The 17,650-nt window shown below is 47.5% G+C and carries 14 protein-coding genes, 1 pseudogene and 2 riboswitches; of the genes and pseudogenes, 4 read left to right on the plus strand and 11 right to left on the minus strand.

What is annotated here, in order from left to right; all coding sequences use genetic code 11:
• Positions 1-122 precede the first annotated feature (122 nt).
• A complete protein-coding gene (locus ABNN70_RS02325) occupies positions 123-1,058 on the plus strand; it encodes a hypothetical protein (RefSeq protein ID WP_353948630.1) in 936 nt (311 codons plus the stop codon).
• A gap of 10 nt (positions 1,059-1,068) precedes the next feature.
• On the opposite strand, the gene ABNN70_RS02330 is transcribed toward ABNN70_RS02325, so the two are convergent.
• The 9 genes and pseudogenes from ABNN70_RS02330 to ribD form a co-directional block, all read right to left on the minus strand.
• A complete protein-coding gene (locus ABNN70_RS02330) occupies positions 1,069-1,704 on the minus strand; it encodes an alpha/beta fold hydrolase (protein WP_353948631.1) in 636 nt (211 codons plus the stop codon).
• 94 nt (positions 1,705-1,798) lie between these two features.
• Complete coding sequence (locus ABNN70_RS02335) at positions 1,799-2,485, minus strand: NAD(P)H-dependent oxidoreductase (RefSeq protein ID WP_353948632.1); 687 nt, start codon at positions 2,483-2,485, stop codon at positions 1,799-1,801.
• 32 nt (positions 2,486-2,517) lie between these two features.
• Positions 2,518-2,748, minus strand: coding sequence for a hypothetical protein (locus ABNN70_RS02340; RefSeq protein ID WP_353948633.1), 231 nt, complete (start codon positions 2,746-2,748; stop codon positions 2,518-2,520).
• A 30-nt stretch (positions 2,749-2,778) separates the two neighbouring features.
• Positions 2,779-4,814 (minus strand): annotated as a pseudogene (locus ABNN70_RS02345) (KUP/HAK/KT family potassium transporter).
• 158 nt (positions 4,815-4,972) lie between these two features.
• A riboswitch (cyclic di-AMP (ydaO/yuaA leader) is annotated at positions 4,973-5,118 on the minus strand.
• A gap of 210 nt (positions 5,119-5,328) precedes the next feature.
• Positions 5,329-6,861: a Vga family ABC-F type ribosomal protection protein gene (locus ABNN70_RS02350; protein ID WP_353948634.1), complete on the minus strand. Its 1,533-nt coding sequence runs from the start codon at positions 6,859-6,861 to the stop codon at positions 5,329-5,331.
• A gap of 384 nt (positions 6,862-7,245) precedes the next feature.
• Positions 7,246-7,725 (minus strand): 6,7-dimethyl-8-ribityllumazine synthase, encoded by a 480-nt coding sequence (gene ribE, locus ABNN70_RS02355; protein ID WP_353948635.1) that lies wholly within the window; start codon positions 7,723-7,725, stop codon positions 7,246-7,248.
• Positions 7,726-7,740: 15 nt separating this feature from the next.
• Positions 7,741-8,928, minus strand: coding sequence for a bifunctional 3,4-dihydroxy-2-butanone-4-phosphate synthase/GTP cyclohydrolase II (locus tag ABNN70_RS02360; RefSeq protein ID WP_353948636.1), 1,188 nt, complete (start codon positions 8,926-8,928; stop codon positions 7,741-7,743).
• 15 nt (positions 8,929-8,943) lie between these two features.
• Positions 8,944-9,594, minus strand: a complete 651-nt coding sequence (gene ribE, locus ABNN70_RS02365; RefSeq protein ID WP_353948637.1) for a riboflavin synthase — start codon at positions 9,592-9,594, stop codon at positions 8,944-8,946.
• Positions 9,595-9,597: 3 nt separating this feature from the next.
• The gene (ribD, locus tag ABNN70_RS02370) at positions 9,598-10,686 is read right to left on the minus strand and encodes a bifunctional diaminohydroxyphosphoribosylaminopyrimidine deaminase/5-amino-6-(5-phosphoribosylamino)uracil reductase RibD (RefSeq protein ID WP_353948638.1); all 1,089 of its coding nucleotides are present in this window, start codon (positions 10,684-10,686) and stop codon (positions 9,598-9,600) included.
• Between the two features lie 182 nt (positions 10,687-10,868).
• Positions 10,869-11,014, minus strand: a riboswitch (FMN riboswitch).
• 1,178 nt (positions 11,015-12,192) lie between these two features.
• Between ribD and hcp the strand changes: the two genes are divergently transcribed.
• The 3 genes from hcp (at position 12,193) to ABNN70_RS02385 (ending at position 16,396) form a co-directional block, all read left to right on the plus strand.
• On the plus strand, positions 12,193-13,833 hold the full coding sequence (hcp, locus tag ABNN70_RS02375) for a hydroxylamine reductase (RefSeq protein WP_353948639.1): 1,641 nt from the start codon (positions 12,193-12,195) through the stop codon (positions 13,831-13,833).
• 170 nt (positions 13,834-14,003) lie between these two features.
• Positions 14,004-15,011, plus strand: coding sequence for an NAD(P)/FAD-dependent oxidoreductase (locus tag ABNN70_RS02380; protein WP_353948640.1), 1,008 nt, complete (start codon positions 14,004-14,006; stop codon positions 15,009-15,011).
• Between the two features lie 359 nt (positions 15,012-15,370).
• The gene (locus tag ABNN70_RS02385) at positions 15,371-16,396 is read left to right on the plus strand and encodes an IS30 family transposase (protein ID WP_353948641.1); all 1,026 of its coding nucleotides are present in this window, start codon (positions 15,371-15,373) and stop codon (positions 16,394-16,396) included.
• Between the two features lie 117 nt (positions 16,397-16,513).
• On the opposite strand, the gene ABNN70_RS02390 is transcribed toward ABNN70_RS02385, so the two are convergent.
• Both ABNN70_RS02390 and ABNN70_RS02395 read right to left on the minus strand, forming a co-directional pair.
• A complete protein-coding gene (locus tag ABNN70_RS02390; RefSeq protein WP_353948642.1) occupies positions 16,514-16,684 on the minus strand; it encodes a helix-turn-helix transcriptional regulator in 171 nt (56 codons plus the stop codon).
• A gap of 349 nt (positions 16,685-17,033) precedes the next feature.
• Positions 17,034-17,561 (minus strand): histidine phosphatase family protein, encoded by a 528-nt coding sequence (locus ABNN70_RS02395; protein WP_353948643.1) that lies wholly within the window; start codon positions 17,559-17,561, stop codon positions 17,034-17,036.
• Positions 17,562-17,650: the final 89 nt, after the last annotated feature.

The raw sequence follows: 17,650 nt of genomic DNA on the forward strand, positions 1-17,650 counted from the left end.
TTTTGCAGAAACTGCCCGTTTTTCCCCTTTCCCGATAAAAATGAGCTAAAATAATAGCAACAGGACGCATAAAGGGAACATATCCTGTATATAAGAAGTCCAATTGCCGGAGGAGAATCCGGATGCTTGAACAACTGAACAGAGAACTGACTTCCATCATGTCCGGACAGATTAACAAGCGCCGGTGGACAGACAGGCAGGAGCGGACCGAGGCAGGGCTGAAGCTGGAGCAGGTAAAAATCCGCAGCCTGAAAAAGCAGATGGACAAGGAGCAGCGTGATGTCGACCGGCTGACTTCACTGAGTGTCGCGGGGCTGGTCTATCTGCTGACCGGACGCAATCCTGAGAAAATGGATAAGGAAAAACGTGAGGCCATTGCGGCACGGCTGAAATATGAGGAAGCGGTCAAAACATCGGAGGATATGCAGTTTGAACTGGAAAAGATCAAAGCCCATCTGGCCTCCGTTCAGAATGTGGACCAGCAGTATAAGGATCTGATGAAAAGAAAAGAGCAGCTTATCCGGGACCAAAATTCACCGCTCAGTGAAACCTTATATGCGATGGTTGAGCTCGAAGCCGCTCTGAAGGCTGCCATCAGAAAATATAAAGAAGCCATTGCGGCCGGGGATCGGGCCCGCGTCTCACTGGAAGGAGCCATAGAATCGCTGAAATATACAAAACAGCTTTCTGCAGCAGACCCTGCCAGGGGGGAAATGATGATTACGAACAGGACAGAAGCCCGTCATTCCCGCGATGAAATTCATGAAGCCCAGCACAATCTTCGTCTGTTTGAAAATGAGCTCCATGATATCCGGGTGCTGACCGCCCGGGAACTGGAAGAGAGCGGCCTCCTGACTTTCGCTGATTATTTCTTTGACGGATTCGTTACCGACTGGTTCGTTCATGAACAGATCAGAGAGTCTGAAGCGATGACGTATCAGACCCTGCGCGAGACGAAAAAAATGATCCGCGATCTGCAGCGCGGGCTCTTCCAGCTGAAGAAGCAGCTGGAGGGAGCCGTCCGCAGACGAACCGCTTTTATAGAAATGGCCAAATGAGCCTGCTGAATCAGAACCTGTTGTTCAACCTGTGGAGAAAGGTCCGAATATCCGCAACTTCCTGAGGAATTACGCCATGAGCCGACGGGTATTCATGATACGATGTATTACATGCATGCTGTTGCAGATAGCGGCGGGTGTCCCGGGCTATTTTAATGGAAAAAAGCGGATCATACTGACCGTGGGCAACAAAGAACGACGTTTTGCCTGCCCTGACCCCATCAGACTGTTTAAAAAACTCCGGCAGACGGCCGCTCAGGATCACTGCCCCGGTCACACAATCGGGATAAAACAGGCTGTAGGACAGGCTGAGGATCGCCCCCTGGCTGAAGCCAAGGAAGAAAACAGGCTGCTTTGCCGACAGATTCTCTTTCTCATAGATGTCGGACAGACTGTCTTTTATTTTCCGGAGGACTTTCGTAATCACCTCCTGCTCGGACTGTCCGGAAAAGTCAGGAAGATAGTAAGTATAACCGGAACTGAATCGCAGATCACCCCGGATATTGATCTGAACGAACTGAGCGGGCGATTCACTGACAATGCCGGCCAGATCATGATCGTCTGTTCCCATTCCGTGGAGTGTGATCAGAATCGGGGTCTCATCTGTTACCGCTTCTGGTTTACTGATGTTATATTGATAGATCACTTCATTCACCTCTGCCTGGTATGAACTTACTACTTCGGTTTGGTTCGACCCTATACAGGGACTAAAAGAGGCCGTTCGAAACGGCCTCTTCCAGTCATTTGATCCACTGCACGACTTCATCCATCGACTGTCTGGTTTTCGGTCTTGGTTCCTTCGCACGGTATCCGAAGGCCACCATGCAGGCAATGCCGAAGTCGTCTCCGTTAATGATGCCCTCATCCTTGAGAATCTGTTCGACCTTTGCTTTAGGGAATCCCTCCATCGGGCAGGAATCAATGCCGATTTCTGCCGCAGCGGTCATCATATTCGCTACGGCCAGGTAGGCCTGACGACAGCCCCATTCAAAGAAGACGCGATCATCACCTGTCAGGGCAAAGTCCGATTTCTCGAAATTCCCGATCGTCTTCGTCGCCTGTCCACTGATATTTTCAGGCAGTCCCTGTACCTCTTTCAGTATATGCTGAACGTGATCTGAATCCGCACGCAGTCCGCTGGCCAGCCTGGAAAGAACAAGAACAAAATGACTGGCTGTCTTCAGTTTGTCGGCAGCGCCCCATGAAACAGCAGCCAGTTTATCACGCAGCTGCTGATTCTGTAACACAACGAATTTCCACGGCTCGAGGCCAAAAGAGCTCGGCGAAAGGCGCCCAGTCTCAAGGATGAACTGAAAATCCTCGTCACTGATTTTTTTCGATGCGTCAAACAGCTTACAGGCATGTCTGAAGTGAAAGGCATCCAGAATTCTTTTCTTTGTCTGTTTTTTGTCGACTGTCTTTTCCATTATTTCCATCCTCTCTTTATCCGGCTTGTGAATTACCGTTTTCCTCCGTCACGTTTATTATATCCTTCCTCTGCCTGTATATGAAATGGCCTGCATTGCTCTAAAATCCGTCTGATTCCAGAATGATCCCTGTCCGGCCGGCACTGCTTGCCCGGAACGTCCACCAGCCGGCCAATACCCTGCTGATCACCCTCCGACGCGTCAAGCACGGCTGCTCCCCATGGGGAAAAGCGTTCAAAAAAAACGAGAGGGCCCGCAATCATCCCTTTCGTTTTTCAGACTTGCTGCTGTCTTTATTTTTCCGTGTCTTTCACAGGATGCCGTACGTCTGTCTGATTCAGATGCAGAACTTCAGGATCATAAAGCATCAGCGGGATCGGTTCTTCAACCACCTCACTGAATCTCAGGCCGTACCACACAGCCGGTGACGTCGTGATGTTCTGCAGGAAAATACGTCCGCCGATCAGTAAACGATCGAGCCGTTTCATTTTGGGATCTGTCGCTAAATCCATCAACTGCTCGGTTGGGATGACGAATTTAAAATCACCGACGCGGCGATTCTTAAGCGTGGTGTATCTGGGGTATTGTGTGTCGATAAGCCTCTGATCAATCAGGTCATTGATGATCTGCCGGATATAGACATTAACATGCTGTGAATTTCTAAAGCCCAGGTAGAGCTGCACACTAATGATATTACGCGTACCCAGCATATCTACGGTGTATTCGCCTTTATAAGGTGAGTCTGTTTCGTTTACCGTCACAAACCAATAGACCTTGGCCCGCTTTGGCCGCTTATCCAGAATGGAGTACAGCACCTTTCGTTTGATGCTGTAATGAGCCCCGACTCTGGTCATGTAGACCAGATTCGTCGCATAAAGCGGTTCTGAGGAATCATGACTGAGCTGGATTAACTGCTTTCGATAGTCCAGCAAAGAAACATTTTCACTTGTTCGCTCATAGCTCTCACGCTGCTTATTCCCGAAGTACCAGATGACCATAACCAGAAAAATCAAAAACGTAATCAGAAGTGTCAGGTAGCCGCCATGCGTAAACTTGACGAGGCTGGCCAGCAAAAAAATCGATTCAATCGAACCAAAAAACAGAGCCATGCACGCGGCAAGAGCCTGACTGACCCGATCCTTAACAAAGGCATACAAAAGGATCGTGGTCATCAACATGGTCAGGGTTATCGCTAAACCGTAAGCCGCTTCCATGTGATGTGACGTTTGAAACAGCCAGACAATACCCAGGGTAATGATACACAAAATCCAGTTTACGGTTGAAATATAAATTTGATTGCGCACATTACTTGGATGTTTAATCACCATGCGAGGAATAAATTTCAAACCAATGGCTTCATTGACCAAAGTATAGCTGCCGGTGATCAAAGCCTGTGAAGCGATGATTGCGGCTAAAGTCGCAATGGCAATTGCCGAAAGGCGCAGTTGATCCGGAAGCATTTCATAAAAGGGACTCACAACAGATAAATGCCGATAAGCCGTATCCTGGTAATGACTCATGACCCAAGCGCCTTGCCCCATATAGTTCAATATCAGCATGAGCGAGACAAATGGCCAGCTTCCATAAATATTTTTCCGGCCCACATGGCCCATGTCTGAATAAAGTGCTTCGGCCCGGTCGTTGCCAGAAAAACACTTCCAAGAATAAAAATACCCGCTTTATTAACCGGACTGAAAAGAAACTGAATCGCATAAAACGGCGATAATGCTTTTAAAATTTCTAAATGATCCATCATACTTATGAAACCGGCGGCACCGATAAAAATAAACCATAGAAGCATGATCGGTCCAAACGAACGTCCGATGGCCGCTGTGCCAAAATGCTGAATCAGGAAGAGAGCAAGTAATATGACTGTGACCACAAAAGCCACAACGAGCTGATTCTCACTGAATGTAAAGGAACCGATATGCTGTCCTTTAAGCCCTTCAATAGCTGAAGTCACCGAGACAGCCGGAGTTAACGTACCATCTGCCAGAAGGGCCGCCCCGCCAATCAGTGCTGGAAAGATCAGCCAGCGTGCCGACCGATTACGAATTAACGCATATAATGCAAAAATGCCGCCTTCATGATGATTATCTGCACGCATAGCAATCAGGACATACTTTACGGTGGTAATGACCATCAACGTCCAGAAAATTAATGAAACGGAGCCAATGATATATTCAGGTACAGCATACTGCATCTGACCGGCATCCGAAATGATCGCATTCATTACGTACAAAGGTGAAGTACCAATGTCGCCATAGACAATCCCTAAAGTAACCAGCATCCCGCCAAGCGACAGGCGCTGAGTCATTTTATTATCCATAATGTTATTGATCTCCCCCGCAAAAACTGTTTTTTGTTGAAAGCGTTAAATGACCGGTTTCATTTCGCTTATGATAATATCCATAAAATGGAATAAGGGAACAACAAAAAGACCATAGAGGATTAACTCTATGGTCGAATTTTGCCGATCATACGTTCACACCCTCTCATTAACGCTTACGGGGTTAGCTGTCGGATTCGGACCATGAGAGTAGCCCGTCCCTGCATTAAAGGATTCACCCCAAGTGATGCGGACATCACAGAGTTGGTTCCCCCGCTCCTAACGGATTAAGCGAATAAAGAATGATTCTGTTATTGGAGTCATTATACGCCTTGTCGCTCATGATGTAAAATATAACGGGAACGGCATGCGCCAATCAGGTCGGCGCAATCATCAAACCGTGGTTCACAACAGCCGATCGGCAGGCCACCTGAACCCTTAAAGCAGGCGCTTCTCACCACCCGGTCAAATGGGCTCAAGCAGTCATTCGTTATTTCTCATCTCACGAAGGCGCTCACTGTCCGAGCTCCTTTTTCTTCCTTAAAAGATCCTGAAACTCTTTCTCCAGTTCCTGCGAAGGTTCAAGGCTGAGCCGGCTGAGCACCTCGCTGATTTTCGTGTCAAGGATCAATCGCTGATCCTGTTTCAAATCGCGCTTCTTTTGCGGTTTGAAATGTTTGAACTGCTGATACGTCCCTTCAAAGACCCTGACTTTCTGATTGCGTATCTCCAGCACACGCGTTGCAACATTTTGAATAAAACGGCGATCATGCGAGACAAAAACCACGGTTCCTTCATAGTCTTTAAGCAGTGCTTCAAGCGCTGAGGCCGCATCCAGATCAAGATAGTTTGTCGGTTCATCCAGAATCAGTGTGTTCATGTCGCTTAAAAAAAGTTTGGTCAGGGCAACCTTGACACGTTCGCCACCGCTCAGCACGCCAACCCGCTTTTCGACGTCGTCACGATAAAAATGCATCCGTGCCAGCACGGTCCGGATCAAAGTCTCACTCTGTCTGGATGAAACACGCACATTCTCAAGAATCGACTGACTCTCATCCAAAATGTTCAGTTTCTGGCTGAAGTAAGCGATTTTCACCGAGGGTGCCCGCGAGATTCCCGCCTCCTGATGGATCATTTTTTTAATCAGTGTCGTCTTTCCCGCTCCGTTCGGTCCGATAATTGCCAGTTTGTCGCCACCACGTACAAGAAAACGGGCGCGCTTCCAGAGGACGCGTTCGCCAATCCGCCCGGAAACATCTTTTACCCGAAAAATAATCCGGTTTTTAAACGATTCAGCGTTGGGCAGATCCATCCTGACCGGTTCGGGCTCTTTTACTTTATCAACCTTCTCCAGTTTATTCAGGCGTGTCTTCATGGAGCTTGCCGTTTTCTGCAGCTTCTTTTGCTTCTTGGCAAAATAAGGATTTCTGGGGCTCTTAACCGCCCGTTCTGCTTTTCTTGTCTTTAAAGTCAGTGCTTCTTCCAGCTGATGTTTCTTTTTCTCATATTTTTCATGGGCGAGCTGCTGTGCTGCCCGTCTGGCTTCTTTTTGCTTTTCGTAATCACTGTAATTGCCGGTATAGACGTTCAGCCTGCCGTCATCAATCTCCCAGATTGTTGTGCACAGATGATCGAGAAAGGCGCGGTCATGCGACACAAGAATCAGTGCCCCCTGCCAGGCAGCCAGTTTCTTTTCCAGCCACTCAATATGCTCCAGATCAAGATTTGTGGTTGGTTCATCGGCCAGCAAAAGTTCGGGATCCCTGAACAGCGCATCCTGAATGTACGCCTGGGTTACTTCGCCGCCGCTTTTGGTCGTATCGGCCCGTTTCAGCTGGGGCAGCAGTTCGCACGATGCCCGCTGAATCACGGTTCCTTCTTCAGGGTTAAGCTTTTTCGCCAGAATATTGAGCAGAGTGGTCTTCCCGCTTCCGTTCGGGCCAACCAGACCAATGCGATCATGTTCGTACACATATAATTGATCAATGTCAAACAGCAGCCGGTCTTTGACATCATATTTGATCTTCAGTGCCTCAAGCAAAACCATTACATCATCCCCATTTTCATTCATATCCGGGGACAGAAAAAAGCCCCCTGTCCCAGTTCAGAACAGGAGGCATCAGTTCGGCGAACAGCAAAGAAGGGTTCTCCCTTCTTTCGGCCAAAGCGATACAAACCAATCCTGTCCTGAACATCCGTCTGAAGGTATGAAGACAGAAAACCTCTGTTCCTTCATTTCATGACCTTCAGTTATCGGCTTCAAAAACAGGATTAGTTTTTCATTGGCCCTTGGTTCACCCTTCCGTTCGTTTCATTATCTTTACTCTATGCAAATTCCAACCCATTGTCAACCAGAGCCGGATAATGGAAACCTTTATTTATGCCGGAGTGCGACTCCGTGCATTCTACTTTCCGGCCAGTCTCTGCGGGTTCAGATCTTCCCGCCGGTCAGTGATCGGTTCAGGTTGGCCATTTCAATTCCGCTGACCGCGGCATCCCAGCCTTTATTGCCTGCTTTCGTTCCTGCGCGTTCAACAGCCTGTTCAATCGTCTCCGTTGTGATGACACCAAAAAGCACAGGAACCCCCGTCTCCAGACTTGTTTTGGCGACCCCTTTGGAGACTTCATTGCAGACATAGTCATAGTGCGAGGTGGCACCGCGGATAACGGCTCCGAGCGCCAGAACCGCATCATAATGCCCGGACTCCGCTATTTTTTTCGCCGCAAACGGAATTTCAAAAGCGCCGGGCACCCAGGCCACCGTGACATTCTCATCACTGACGCCGTGCCTCTTCAGGGCGTCCTCTGCACCGGCCAGCAGCCTGTTTGTGATAAACTCATTAAAGCGGCTGACGACGATGCCGATCTTTAGCCCCTTACCGATTAAATGACCTTCGATAACTTCTACCATTGTGATACCACTCCCCTATTTTGATAAATGCAGCAAATGTCCCATTTTCTCGGCTTTCGTGAACAGATAACGCCGATTGTTTTCGTTCGAATTGATCTCAAGCGGCACTCTCTGGATCACATGAAGCCCGTGCCGCTCCAGATTTTTTATCTTCGCCGGGTTGTTCGTCATCAGCCGCACCTTCGTGATTCCCAGATCGCGAATGATTTCTGCGGCCGCGGCGTAGTCCCTCATGTCGGGCGGAAACCCAAGATGCAGATTGGCTTCCACCGTATCGTCACCCTCTTCCTGAAGTCGGTACGCTTTCAGTTTATTAATGAGGCCGATCCCCCGCCCTTCCTGACGGAGATAGATCACCACACCCTTGCCTGCTTCTTCGATCATCTGCAGGGCTTTGTGCAGCTGCGGCCCGCAGTCGCAGCGTTCCGAACCAAAAACGTCCCCGGTCAGGCATTCCGAATGGACCCGGACCAGGACGGGCTGATCGCCGGCAACCTGTCCTTTAACAAGCGCAACATGCTCTTTTCCTTGATCAGAGTAACCGATGATGTGGAAGCTGCCCAACGCCGTCGGCAGATCCGCGCTGACTTCACGATGCACGTGATGCTGCTGCCGGTAAGTGATCAGGTCCTTGACCGTAATCATTTTCAGGCCAAATGTCTGCGCCAGCGCTTCCAGTTCCGGCCGCCGCGCCATATGGCCATCGCCCTTCAGGATTTCACAGATGACCGCAGCCGGCTTCGCACCGGCCAGTCTGGCCAGATCAACCGATGCCTCCGTGTGGCCGGCCCGTCTCAGAACGCCCTCCTCGCGAGCGATCAGTGGAAAAATATGTCCCGGATGATGAAAATCGGATGCCTTTGCCTGATCGGCTACGATCGCCCGGATCGTCTCCGCACGTTCAAAAGCGCTGATCCCGGTTCTGGCTTTTCGTGAATCGACACTGACGGTAAAAGCCGTTTCGTGATTGTCCGTATTCTCGTCAACCATGGGCCGAAACTTCAACGCATCAGCTATTCTTTGATCCAGCGGCATGCAAAGCAGCCCCCGGCCATGCGTGATCATGAAATTAACCGCCTCAGGCGTCACCTTATCAGCCAGGCAGACAAAGTCTCCTTCATTCTCCCTGCCTTCGTCGTCGCAGATGATGATGATTTTCCCGGCTTTCAAATCACTGACTGCTTCTTCGATTGATGCAAACATGCTTCCCCACCTCCGTTAATGACTGATAAATCCATGCTCAAGCAGTTTGCCATAAGTCAGATGCTGCGCGGTTTTTGTAGTCTTAAGTGCTGCGTTCATGACATATTTCTGCAGGACATCACATTCCACGTTGACGGAATCGCCCATTTTTTTCTGTCCAAGCACCGACTGGTCTGATGTATGCGGAATTAAAGCAACCGTCAGCCGGGCGTCCTGAATAGCAAACACCGTCAGGCTCGTTCCGTCCAGAGCGACTGATCCTTTTTCAACCAGCCAGGCATCCAGTTCTGCGGGCACTTTAATGATCAGATAACGAGCGTTTCCTTTTGGATAACTCCTGACGATTCGCCCGACTCCGTCCACATGACCTGTCACAAAATGTCCGCCGAATCGCCCATCTGCCCGCATCGCGCGCTCAAGATTCACCGGATCACCTGATTTCAGTGTTTTCAGCGCCGTGCTTTTTATCGTTTCAGGCATGACGTCTGCCGTGAACCCGGATCTCATTTTTTCCGTAACTGTCAGACAGGCGCCATTCACGGCAATGCTGTCACCAATCGTCAGATCCTGCAGGATGCGTGTGGCCCGGATCGAAATCTGTATGGCCTCAGTGCCTGTTTTTACAGCGGATACATGCCCGATTTCTTCCACAAGTCCGGTAAACATGGTTTAGTCCCTCCTTCGGGTCGCCGTAATTTTCAGATCACCGTCAATTTTTTCAACATCGTCTATGGACAGCGCGGCGGCATCCCGCAGGTGCTCAATACCGTCGCCGCCGATCACGGGGGCCGCCCGCTGCCCGCCAATCAGCTTCGGCGCCATGTACACAATCAGCCGGTCAAACGCGCCGGCCTTCAGGAAACTGCCGTGAATCGCCGCCCCTCCTTCAACGAGCAGCGACATGATCCCTTTTTCCCCAAGGAAGGTTAAAACATCCTGGATGCGCAGATCTCTTTCCGGCAAGCGAAAGACACTCACCCGGTCATTGCGGATACGCGCCGCTTTTTGCTCATCAATCGTTCGTCCGGTGATGACCCAGGTCTGTGCGGCCCGGTCATTCAGAAGCTGTGCCTGTTCCGGAATACGCAGCTTTGTATCCAGAACAACGCGGACCGGCTGACGCGCGACGCTTTCCGTTCGGACGGTCAGACGCGGATCATCAGCAAGCACGGTGCCGATACCCACGAGAATTGCATCATGCCGGCTGCGCAGGTTTTGCCCGTCGCGCCTGGACGCCTCACCTGTGATCCACTGGCTTTCTCCCGCCGCCGTCGCCGTCTTGCCGTCCAGGCTGCAGGCAGCTTTCAGCGTCACAAAGGGCGTCCCATGCGTCATGTAGTGGAAGAAGCCCGGATTAAGCGACTCTGCTTCTTTTTTCATCAGCCCGGACTCCACGGTAATACCGGCTTCCTTCAGGCGCTGAATTCCCCGTCCGGAAACCAGCGGATTTGGATCGACCGAAGCGATCAAGACGCGCCTGACCTGCTTTTTAATAATCAAATCCGCGCAGGGTGGAGTCTTCCCAAAGTGGGAACATGGCTCCAGCGTGACATAGAGCGTGCTGCCCTCAGCTCTGGCCCCCGCCATCGTTAGTGCGTTCACCTCCGCATGCGCCTCGCCGGCTTTTAAATGCGCGCCCATGCCGACAATCCTCCCGTCACGGACAACAACCGCCCCGACCGCCGGATTTGGCCAGGTCTGACCGACTGTCGTTTTCGCCAGATGAATCGCCAGGCTCATAAACTCCGCATCTTTCATATGCCTGCCCCCTTTACCATCGATTTTTCGGGCATCAAAAAACCCCGAAGCAAATAATCACTTCAGGGTAGTGTATAAAAATTGAATACGACAAATATGTGCTCACTTAAATAAACCGTTTTCACGCATGACTCATAAGGAAAGCGAAAAACGGGTCTCCCACGCGGGAAACACAACTTGCCGCAATCTTTCTCCCATCCAGACTGTACTGTCGGCTTCAGCTTCTCACTGAATCCACCGTTTGCCAAAAAAGAGCAACCGGGTCGCGGGCTTGCACGAAAACGTGATCACCGCCGGTTGGGAATTTCACCCTGCCCCGAAAGATTACTTAACATATGAAATTGTCTTAATTATAACGCAGGAGGATGCCGATGTACATGGATATGAATGAGGGCGCCAGTTACTGCACAGCCAAGATGCCGAATAATCAGTTCTTTTTGCTCCAGTTCGTTCTCGATAATTTTTCAGCCGAAAGCCAATGAAACTAAACTTCTCTCCAGGACACCTTTTCAAAAACACCTTATTTGTACCAACGAGCTGATTGACTGTTTGCCAAAATATATTTCCCTTTCAAAGTTGGGCAGGTGATCCCGGACGTTGCGCAAAAAATTTCCCCGGCATCGCTGCCAGGTGGCTCGATAAATGAAGCGGAAAATATCCGCTTAACTTAGTAAAAAGAATGAGTGCGAGTTTCAATAGACGGAGGAATTCCGCCTATTGATTCAAAAGACATGAAAAGGGGGAGTTTTCATTGCTAATCGGAAAATCTCCGCTTATTAAGCTCTGAAACTCGTTCGATTCTGCATTTAAGCGGAAAATATCCGCTTATTAAGCAAGGCGATTAGATTTACAAATAGTGATTCTATCAATCGTCTGGTTCGTGCGGCTAGTGTTATTCATTGAGCCACCCATGATGGACAGGATCAACACATCGATTCAGATTATGGAGCAAACACTTGGCTTTAAAACAGGAAGAAAAAATCTGGATAATTCTCTAAGAAAAGCCCGCCAACAGGTCTGGAATGGGTACGATTAATTTTACTTGAAAGATAGAAAAGTGTCCTTATCCCTTGCTGGTTCTATGTTTTTCTAGCTCAGTCTAACCTGTGATCGCAGTTTAGTAAGTGTAACTTGATCTGGATCAATGTGCTTTTCTTATTTCATCTGTATCCTAATAATTAAGCGCTTTCATTAAAAATTATCATCAACATCCAGGCTTTCTGTGATACATTCGCTATTTAAGGAGGTGAAAAGTTTTGAACGGCTCCAAACAAATTGATACAGCAATGTTTTCTAAGTTTACGATTGTTAATCAGGATACCTGCACTGCACCCGATATTTTTGAAGCCGAGGAAGACGGACTTGCTTAATAAGGGTCTCCGGCCAATTCCTGAGGAACTGTTATCGGATCTGGACGATGCTCCGGCGGAGTCTATTCAAGTGTCGAATAAGCCGTTTAATAAGGTTAATTCAAGATAAAATAAGCTCAATGGAGGGAAGAATAATATGGAAAATGCAATGTTTTGTTTTCAATGTCAGGAAACTGCAAGGGGCACAGGATGCACGCAAATCGGTGTATGTGGCAAAAGCCCGGCAGTGGCTGCCGCTCAGGATTTACTCGTTTATGTGACCAAGGGCATTGCCGCGGTCACTACGCGTCTGCGCGCCGAAGGGAAAAGCATCAGTCGCGAAGTCAATCATTTAATAACCGAAAATTTATTTACAACGATCACAAACGCTAATTTTGATGAACGAGCTATTCACGCCCGAATAACCGCCACTTTGAAAAAAAGAAAAGAACTGACAGAGCAACTGTCAGACAAAGAAAATCTACCCGATGCAGCTATCTGGTTGCCTTCCGATGATTCCGAAGAAAGTAACATTGGCCGGGTCATCCATATGGGCGTACTTTCCACAAAGAATGAGGATGTTCGCAGTTTGCGCGAGCTGATCACCTACGGCCTGAAAGGACTTTCCGCGTATAGCAGGCATGCCAACGTTTTATTAAAAGACAATGAAGAGGTGGACACTTTCCTGCAAAGCGCACTTGCAAAGACGCTGGACGATTCTCTAAACACGGATGAATTAACCGCTTTGGTTCTGGAAACAGGGAAATATGGCGTAAAAGGTATGGCTTTACTAGATCAGGCAAATTCAAATGCCTACGGTAATCCGGAAATCACAGAAGTGAATATTGGCGTTGGGAATCGACCGGGCATTTTGATTTCCGGACATGATCTGCGTGATATCGAAATGCTTCTGCAGCAGACACAGGGCACAGGTGTGGATGTGTATACACATTCAGAAATGCTCCCGGCACATTATTACCCAGCTTTTAAAAAGTATCCGAATTTTATCGGCAATTACGGAAATGCCTGGTGGAGACAAAAAGAGGAATTTGAAAGCTTCCGCGGACCGATTCTGATGACGACGAACTGCATCGTCCCACCGAAAAAAAGCTATAAAGATAGACTGTATACAACTGGAGCCGCCGGTTTCCCGGGCTGCAAACATATTCCAGGTAAAATTGGCGAACAAAAGGACTTTTCCAAAATTATTGCGCAGGCTCAAAAGTGCCCACCGCCGATCGAAATTGAAAGTGGCGATATTGTCGGCGGCTTCGCCCATCATCAGGTGTTTGCGTTAGCCGATAAAGTGGTTGATGCCGTTAAATCCGGAGCAATCCGGAAATTTGTCGTAATGGCTGGCTGCGACGGGAGAATGAAATCACGAAAGTACTATGCTGACTTTGCTAAAGCGCTGCCCAAAGATACAGTGATTCTGACGGCAGGCTGTGCAAAATATAGATTTAATAAACTAAATCTGGGCGATATCAACGGCATTCCCCGTGTACTGGACGCTGGACAATGTAACGATTCCTATTCTCTGATCCGCATCGCGCTAAAGCTGAAAGAAGTATTCAATTTAGAGGATATTAATGATTTGCCAATTGTCTATAATATTTCCTGGTACGAACAGAAAGCAGTTATCGTCTTGCTGGCTCTGCTTTATCTGGGCATCAGGAATATTCATCTTGGTCCTACTTTACCCGCCTTCCTGTCGCGTAACGTTACCAATATACTGGTAGAAAAATTCGGAATATCGGGGATACATTCCGTTGAGTCAGATCTGAGCCTGGTTTTTTAATAATTGTTTTTTCCCCTGTTCCCGAATGAATAGATAAAAAGTCATTAGACAGCAAATATAACTGCTAAACTAAAATCAACAGATTCTGCTAAATAGAAATGAACAGTGGGATTAATGCTCCATTTCTTATTTATTCCGAGTGACAAGGGAAGAAAGAAGAAGGGATTATTATGACGGAGAATAAGGAAATATTTGATACAACCATTATTGGTGGAGGTCCGATTGGACTTTTTAGTGCTTTTTACGCCGGGCTGCGTCAAATGAAGGTCCGGTTGATTGAAAGCCTGCCACAAGTGGGCGGACAATTGAAGGCGCTCTATCCTGAGAAAACTATTTTTGACGTAGCAGGGTTTCCATCGATAAAGGCAAAAGAATTAGTCAGTGTTTTAACTAAACAGACTTTACAATTTGACCCAGCAGTTATTTTAGGCCAAAAAGTTGAAAAGTTAAAGCGATTGCCAAACGGTGTAATAGAGCTGCAGACAAAAAAAGGTGAAAAATATTTAAGTCGAACCGTAATTATTACTGCCGGTGTCGGTGCTTTTTCACCCCGACTATTCAAAGTTGAAAATGTGAAATCTTATGAACATGACAATCTTTATTATTATGTTCATGATATTCAGCAATTTGCTGGACAATCAGTTGTGATCCTCGGTGGGGGAGATTCTGCGGTTGACTGGGCAAATGCACTTGAGCCGATAGCGGCCCAGGTTACAGTGGTTCACCGACGCAATGCATTTCGTGCACATGAAAGCAGTGTACGTCAAATGAAGCAATCCAACGTTAAGATTGCCACTCCATTCACAGCAAAAGCGATCGTTGAGAGGGGGAAGACAATTGAAAAATTAATTATTAACGAAGTAAAAGGTGACCGAGAGATGGAGCTGCCACTTGATGATTTAATTGTCAATTATGGTTTTGTTTCTGAGCTTGGCCCGATAAAAGACTGGAAATTAACTCTTGATAAAAATTCAATTATTGTGAACTCAAAGATGGAAACCAATATACCAGGTGTTTACGCAGCTGGTGACATCGTCAGCTATCCTGGTAAGGTTAAATTGATTGCCACCGGTTTTGGAGAGGCACCGGTAGCAGTTAATAATGCTAAGCATTTTATTGATCCTAATGCACGGACGCAGCCAATGCACAGTTCAAGTAGCAGGCTTTTTGGTCAATGAAAGAGATAACGATGCCATAGAAAAGAGGGAAACTGCTCCTACTGTCAGGCGAAGGCGGGAATCACCTCAGTATGCCGCAGCAAGATCGGCGGTCCAAAGATGAACAACGGTGAAGAGTTGACAAGCCATTCAAGGACAAGATTTTAAGAATCGAATCCCCATTGAAGGAGTGTTTGGCACCGGTAAACGGCGTTTTGGTCTAAACCACCCTGCAAAAAGTGCAGGGGGTTTCTTTTACTTTTATATCACTGGCTTCGCATCCCCGGATTTAAAATCTAAGTGCAACACATCAAGATTACACAAATAGGCCATGGAGACCTAAACTTAAAGTGCCAAAACTCTAAAGAAAGGAAATCTCCATGACCCAATCTAAGAATAGCACTGCCGAGCATTACCAACAACTCACACCAGAAGAAAGAGGCGCAATTGAAGCGTATTTGAACGCTGGTAAGTCAAAAGCCGAAATCAGCCGTCTGCTTCATCGCAGTCGCAGTACCATCTCTTGCGAAATCAGGCGGGGCAGGGTTCAACAGCGTAATTATGACTACCTCTTTGTCTATCGATACTACGCTGACACCAGCCAGCTCTTTCATGAACGGGCCCGTCAAAAGTGCCATTCTAAGGGCTTAGAAGAACGCTGCTGGTTGTTCTTCAAGATGTTCACAAAGGCGCTCAAACGGCGTCCGCGGATTGAAAGTGTGGACAGTTATATCCATGTCTTCAAACAGGCGCATCCAAACAAGCCCTGTCCATCAACGCCGACCGTTTACCGCTACATTGATCAAGACCGGTTAGACGTGAAGAACATTGATCTGCCGGCCAAACTGAGGCGTCATGTGAAAACCAGTCACCACAATCATTCATGTAAGAATAAGCGCCTGGCTGGCCCCTCAATTGAAGAACGGTCAGACGTCATCAACGACCGGAAACGCTTTGGCGACTGGGAAGGTGATCTGGTTAAAGGCAAGCGCCAGGCCAGTGAACCAGCTCTCCTGACGTTAACTGAACGACAGTTACGTTATGAACTGATTGTGAAGATTCCCAACTACCACGCTGACACCTGTTTGAAGTATCTTCAAAACGTTGTCGACAAGCAGCCTGAGCTCTTTAAGACCATCACCTTTGACAACGGTTCTGAGTTCAAACTCTTAGATCAAGTCAAGGGCCCTCAGGTCTACTTTGCCCACCCTTATTCACCCTGGGAACGAGGCGGTAACGAGAACCAGAACGGTCTGATCCGGGAGTACATCCCTAAAGGCCAGTCACTACATGGCTTCTCTAAAGATGCTATTGCTCAGGTTCAAGAGGCACTGAATCAGAAACACCGCAAGGCGCTCAGCTATGCTAGCGCCGCCGAGCTTATTGAGGCCGCGCTGGCAAGCTAGCTCACGGCGTGACTCCATGGTTGTTGCGCTTGATTTGACATTCCGGGCTGTTCTTTATCGTTTATTTCCATAGTATTTTCTGCCACTAGCAAACAGCCCCAACCTTTCATTCCTGAATTATTTTTGCTCTAAACTGATAATATCGCCAATATCAACGCCTAAAGCAACACATATCTTAACAAGAGTTTCAATTGAAACCGGCTCATCTTTACCAAGCTTTGCGATGACATTACTACTTACTTGAGCTGCTTCTTTTAATTGAGTTTTGTTCATTTCTTTATCTATCAATAGTTTTCAAAGCTTTTTATACGTTATGGACACGTTTTCACCTCGAACTTTTTTAAAAACTCGCATAAACTGCTTAAAGGATATTATATCACGATGTGTCAATGTTTTATCTATAAATACACACAATTTGATTCAGAAGTAACTTTCCGTTTTCGTAGGGGGGTAAGATATCGGCTCAGGGGGGTAATCATGCAGGTCATAATTATAATCAAAGAGGTAATAATTTCCCAGTATATGAGTGCATAAAAATTTTCTCGGCCACTGAGAATGACAGGTGAATTCTACTAACTTATAAATGTTCATAGGTAAGATAGAATCATCATTGAATCTTATCAACTTCTCTCAGCAGTTAATTTGTCATATCCGTTTCGATCAAACCGCAATACGGAATTCGCTCTTGATTGACAAATTGCCGAATTAATACGCCGTGTGTGACAACCGCTATGTTCTGATAATCCATGTATTTTTCCAGTACATGAACTGCTCTGTTTTTGACCTGCGAATAGCTTTCCCATTTGTATTTACAGGCTGCATTATGTTCGCCTTTAAATTGTTTAACTTCCTTCAACAGTTCTATAAAGTGTTCGGGTCCGGAATACTGAAATGTTGTATCCGGCAGCCACTCATGCAAATCGGTCTCGACTTTTATATCCAGCCCTGTATTTTTAGAGATGATTGCTGCTGTCTGCAATGCTCGTGTGTAAGGAGAAGAAAGAATGATTTGGGCTGTTCTCAGCTTTTCATTTTTAGAAACGGCTTCAGCCTGACGAACGCCTTTTTCCGATAGCCCGGCCAAATCTATTCCGTGGCCAATAAAGCGACGCTGTCTAACCGTTTCATAATTTGGTTCAGCGTGTCTGATAAATACAATGTGCATGATTCATTCTCCTTCAAGCGGGCATGATATCTTATATAACGCTATTTTCATTGTTTAGCTGCAGATTCCAAAAGATACAGTCCTGTTTG

Origin of the sequence: Sporolactobacillus sp. Y61 (genome assembly GCF_040529185.1) — a bacterium.
Lineage (GTDB): Bacteria > Bacillota > Bacilli > Bacillales > Sporolactobacillaceae > Sporolactobacillus.

Coding starts and splice junctions, on each gene's coding strand:
- ABNN70_RS02325 (WP_353948630.1), top strand. CDS start 123: ATGCTTGAACAACTGAACAGAGAACTGACTTCCATCATGTCCGGACAG.
- ABNN70_RS02335 (WP_353948632.1), bottom strand. CDS start 2,485: ATGGAAAAGACAGTCGACAAAAAACAGACAAAGAAAAGAATTCTGGAT.
- ABNN70_RS02340 (WP_353948633.1), bottom strand. CDS start 2,748: ATGATTGCGGGCCCTCTCGTTTTTTTTGAACGCTTTTCCCCATGGGGA.
- ABNN70_RS02350 (WP_353948634.1), bottom strand. CDS start 6,861: ATGGTTTTGCTTGAGGCACTGAAGATCAAATATGATGTCAAAGACCGG.
- ribE (WP_353948635.1), bottom strand. CDS start 7,725: ATGGTAGAAGTTATCGAAGGTCATTTAATCGGTAAGGGGCTAAAGATC.
- ABNN70_RS02360 (WP_353948636.1), bottom strand. CDS start 8,928: ATGTTTGCATCAATCGAAGAAGCAGTCAGTGATTTGAAAGCCGGGAAA.
- ribE (WP_353948637.1), bottom strand. CDS start 9,594: ATGTTTACCGGACTTGTGGAAGAAATCGGGCATGTATCCGCTGTAAAA.
- ribD (WP_353948638.1), bottom strand. CDS start 10,686: ATGAAAGATGCGGAGTTTATGAGCCTGGCGATTCATCTGGCGAAAACG.
- hcp (WP_353948639.1), top strand. CDS start 12,193: ATGGAAAATGCAATGTTTTGTTTTCAATGTCAGGAAACTGCAAGGGGC.
- ABNN70_RS02380 (WP_353948640.1), top strand. CDS start 14,004: ATGACGGAGAATAAGGAAATATTTGATACAACCATTATTGGTGGAGGT.
- ABNN70_RS02385 (WP_353948641.1), top strand. CDS start 15,371: ATGACCCAATCTAAGAATAGCACTGCCGAGCATTACCAACAACTCACA.
- ABNN70_RS02395 (WP_353948643.1), bottom strand. CDS start 17,561: ATGCACATTGTATTTATCAGACACGCTGAACCAAATTATGAAACGGTT.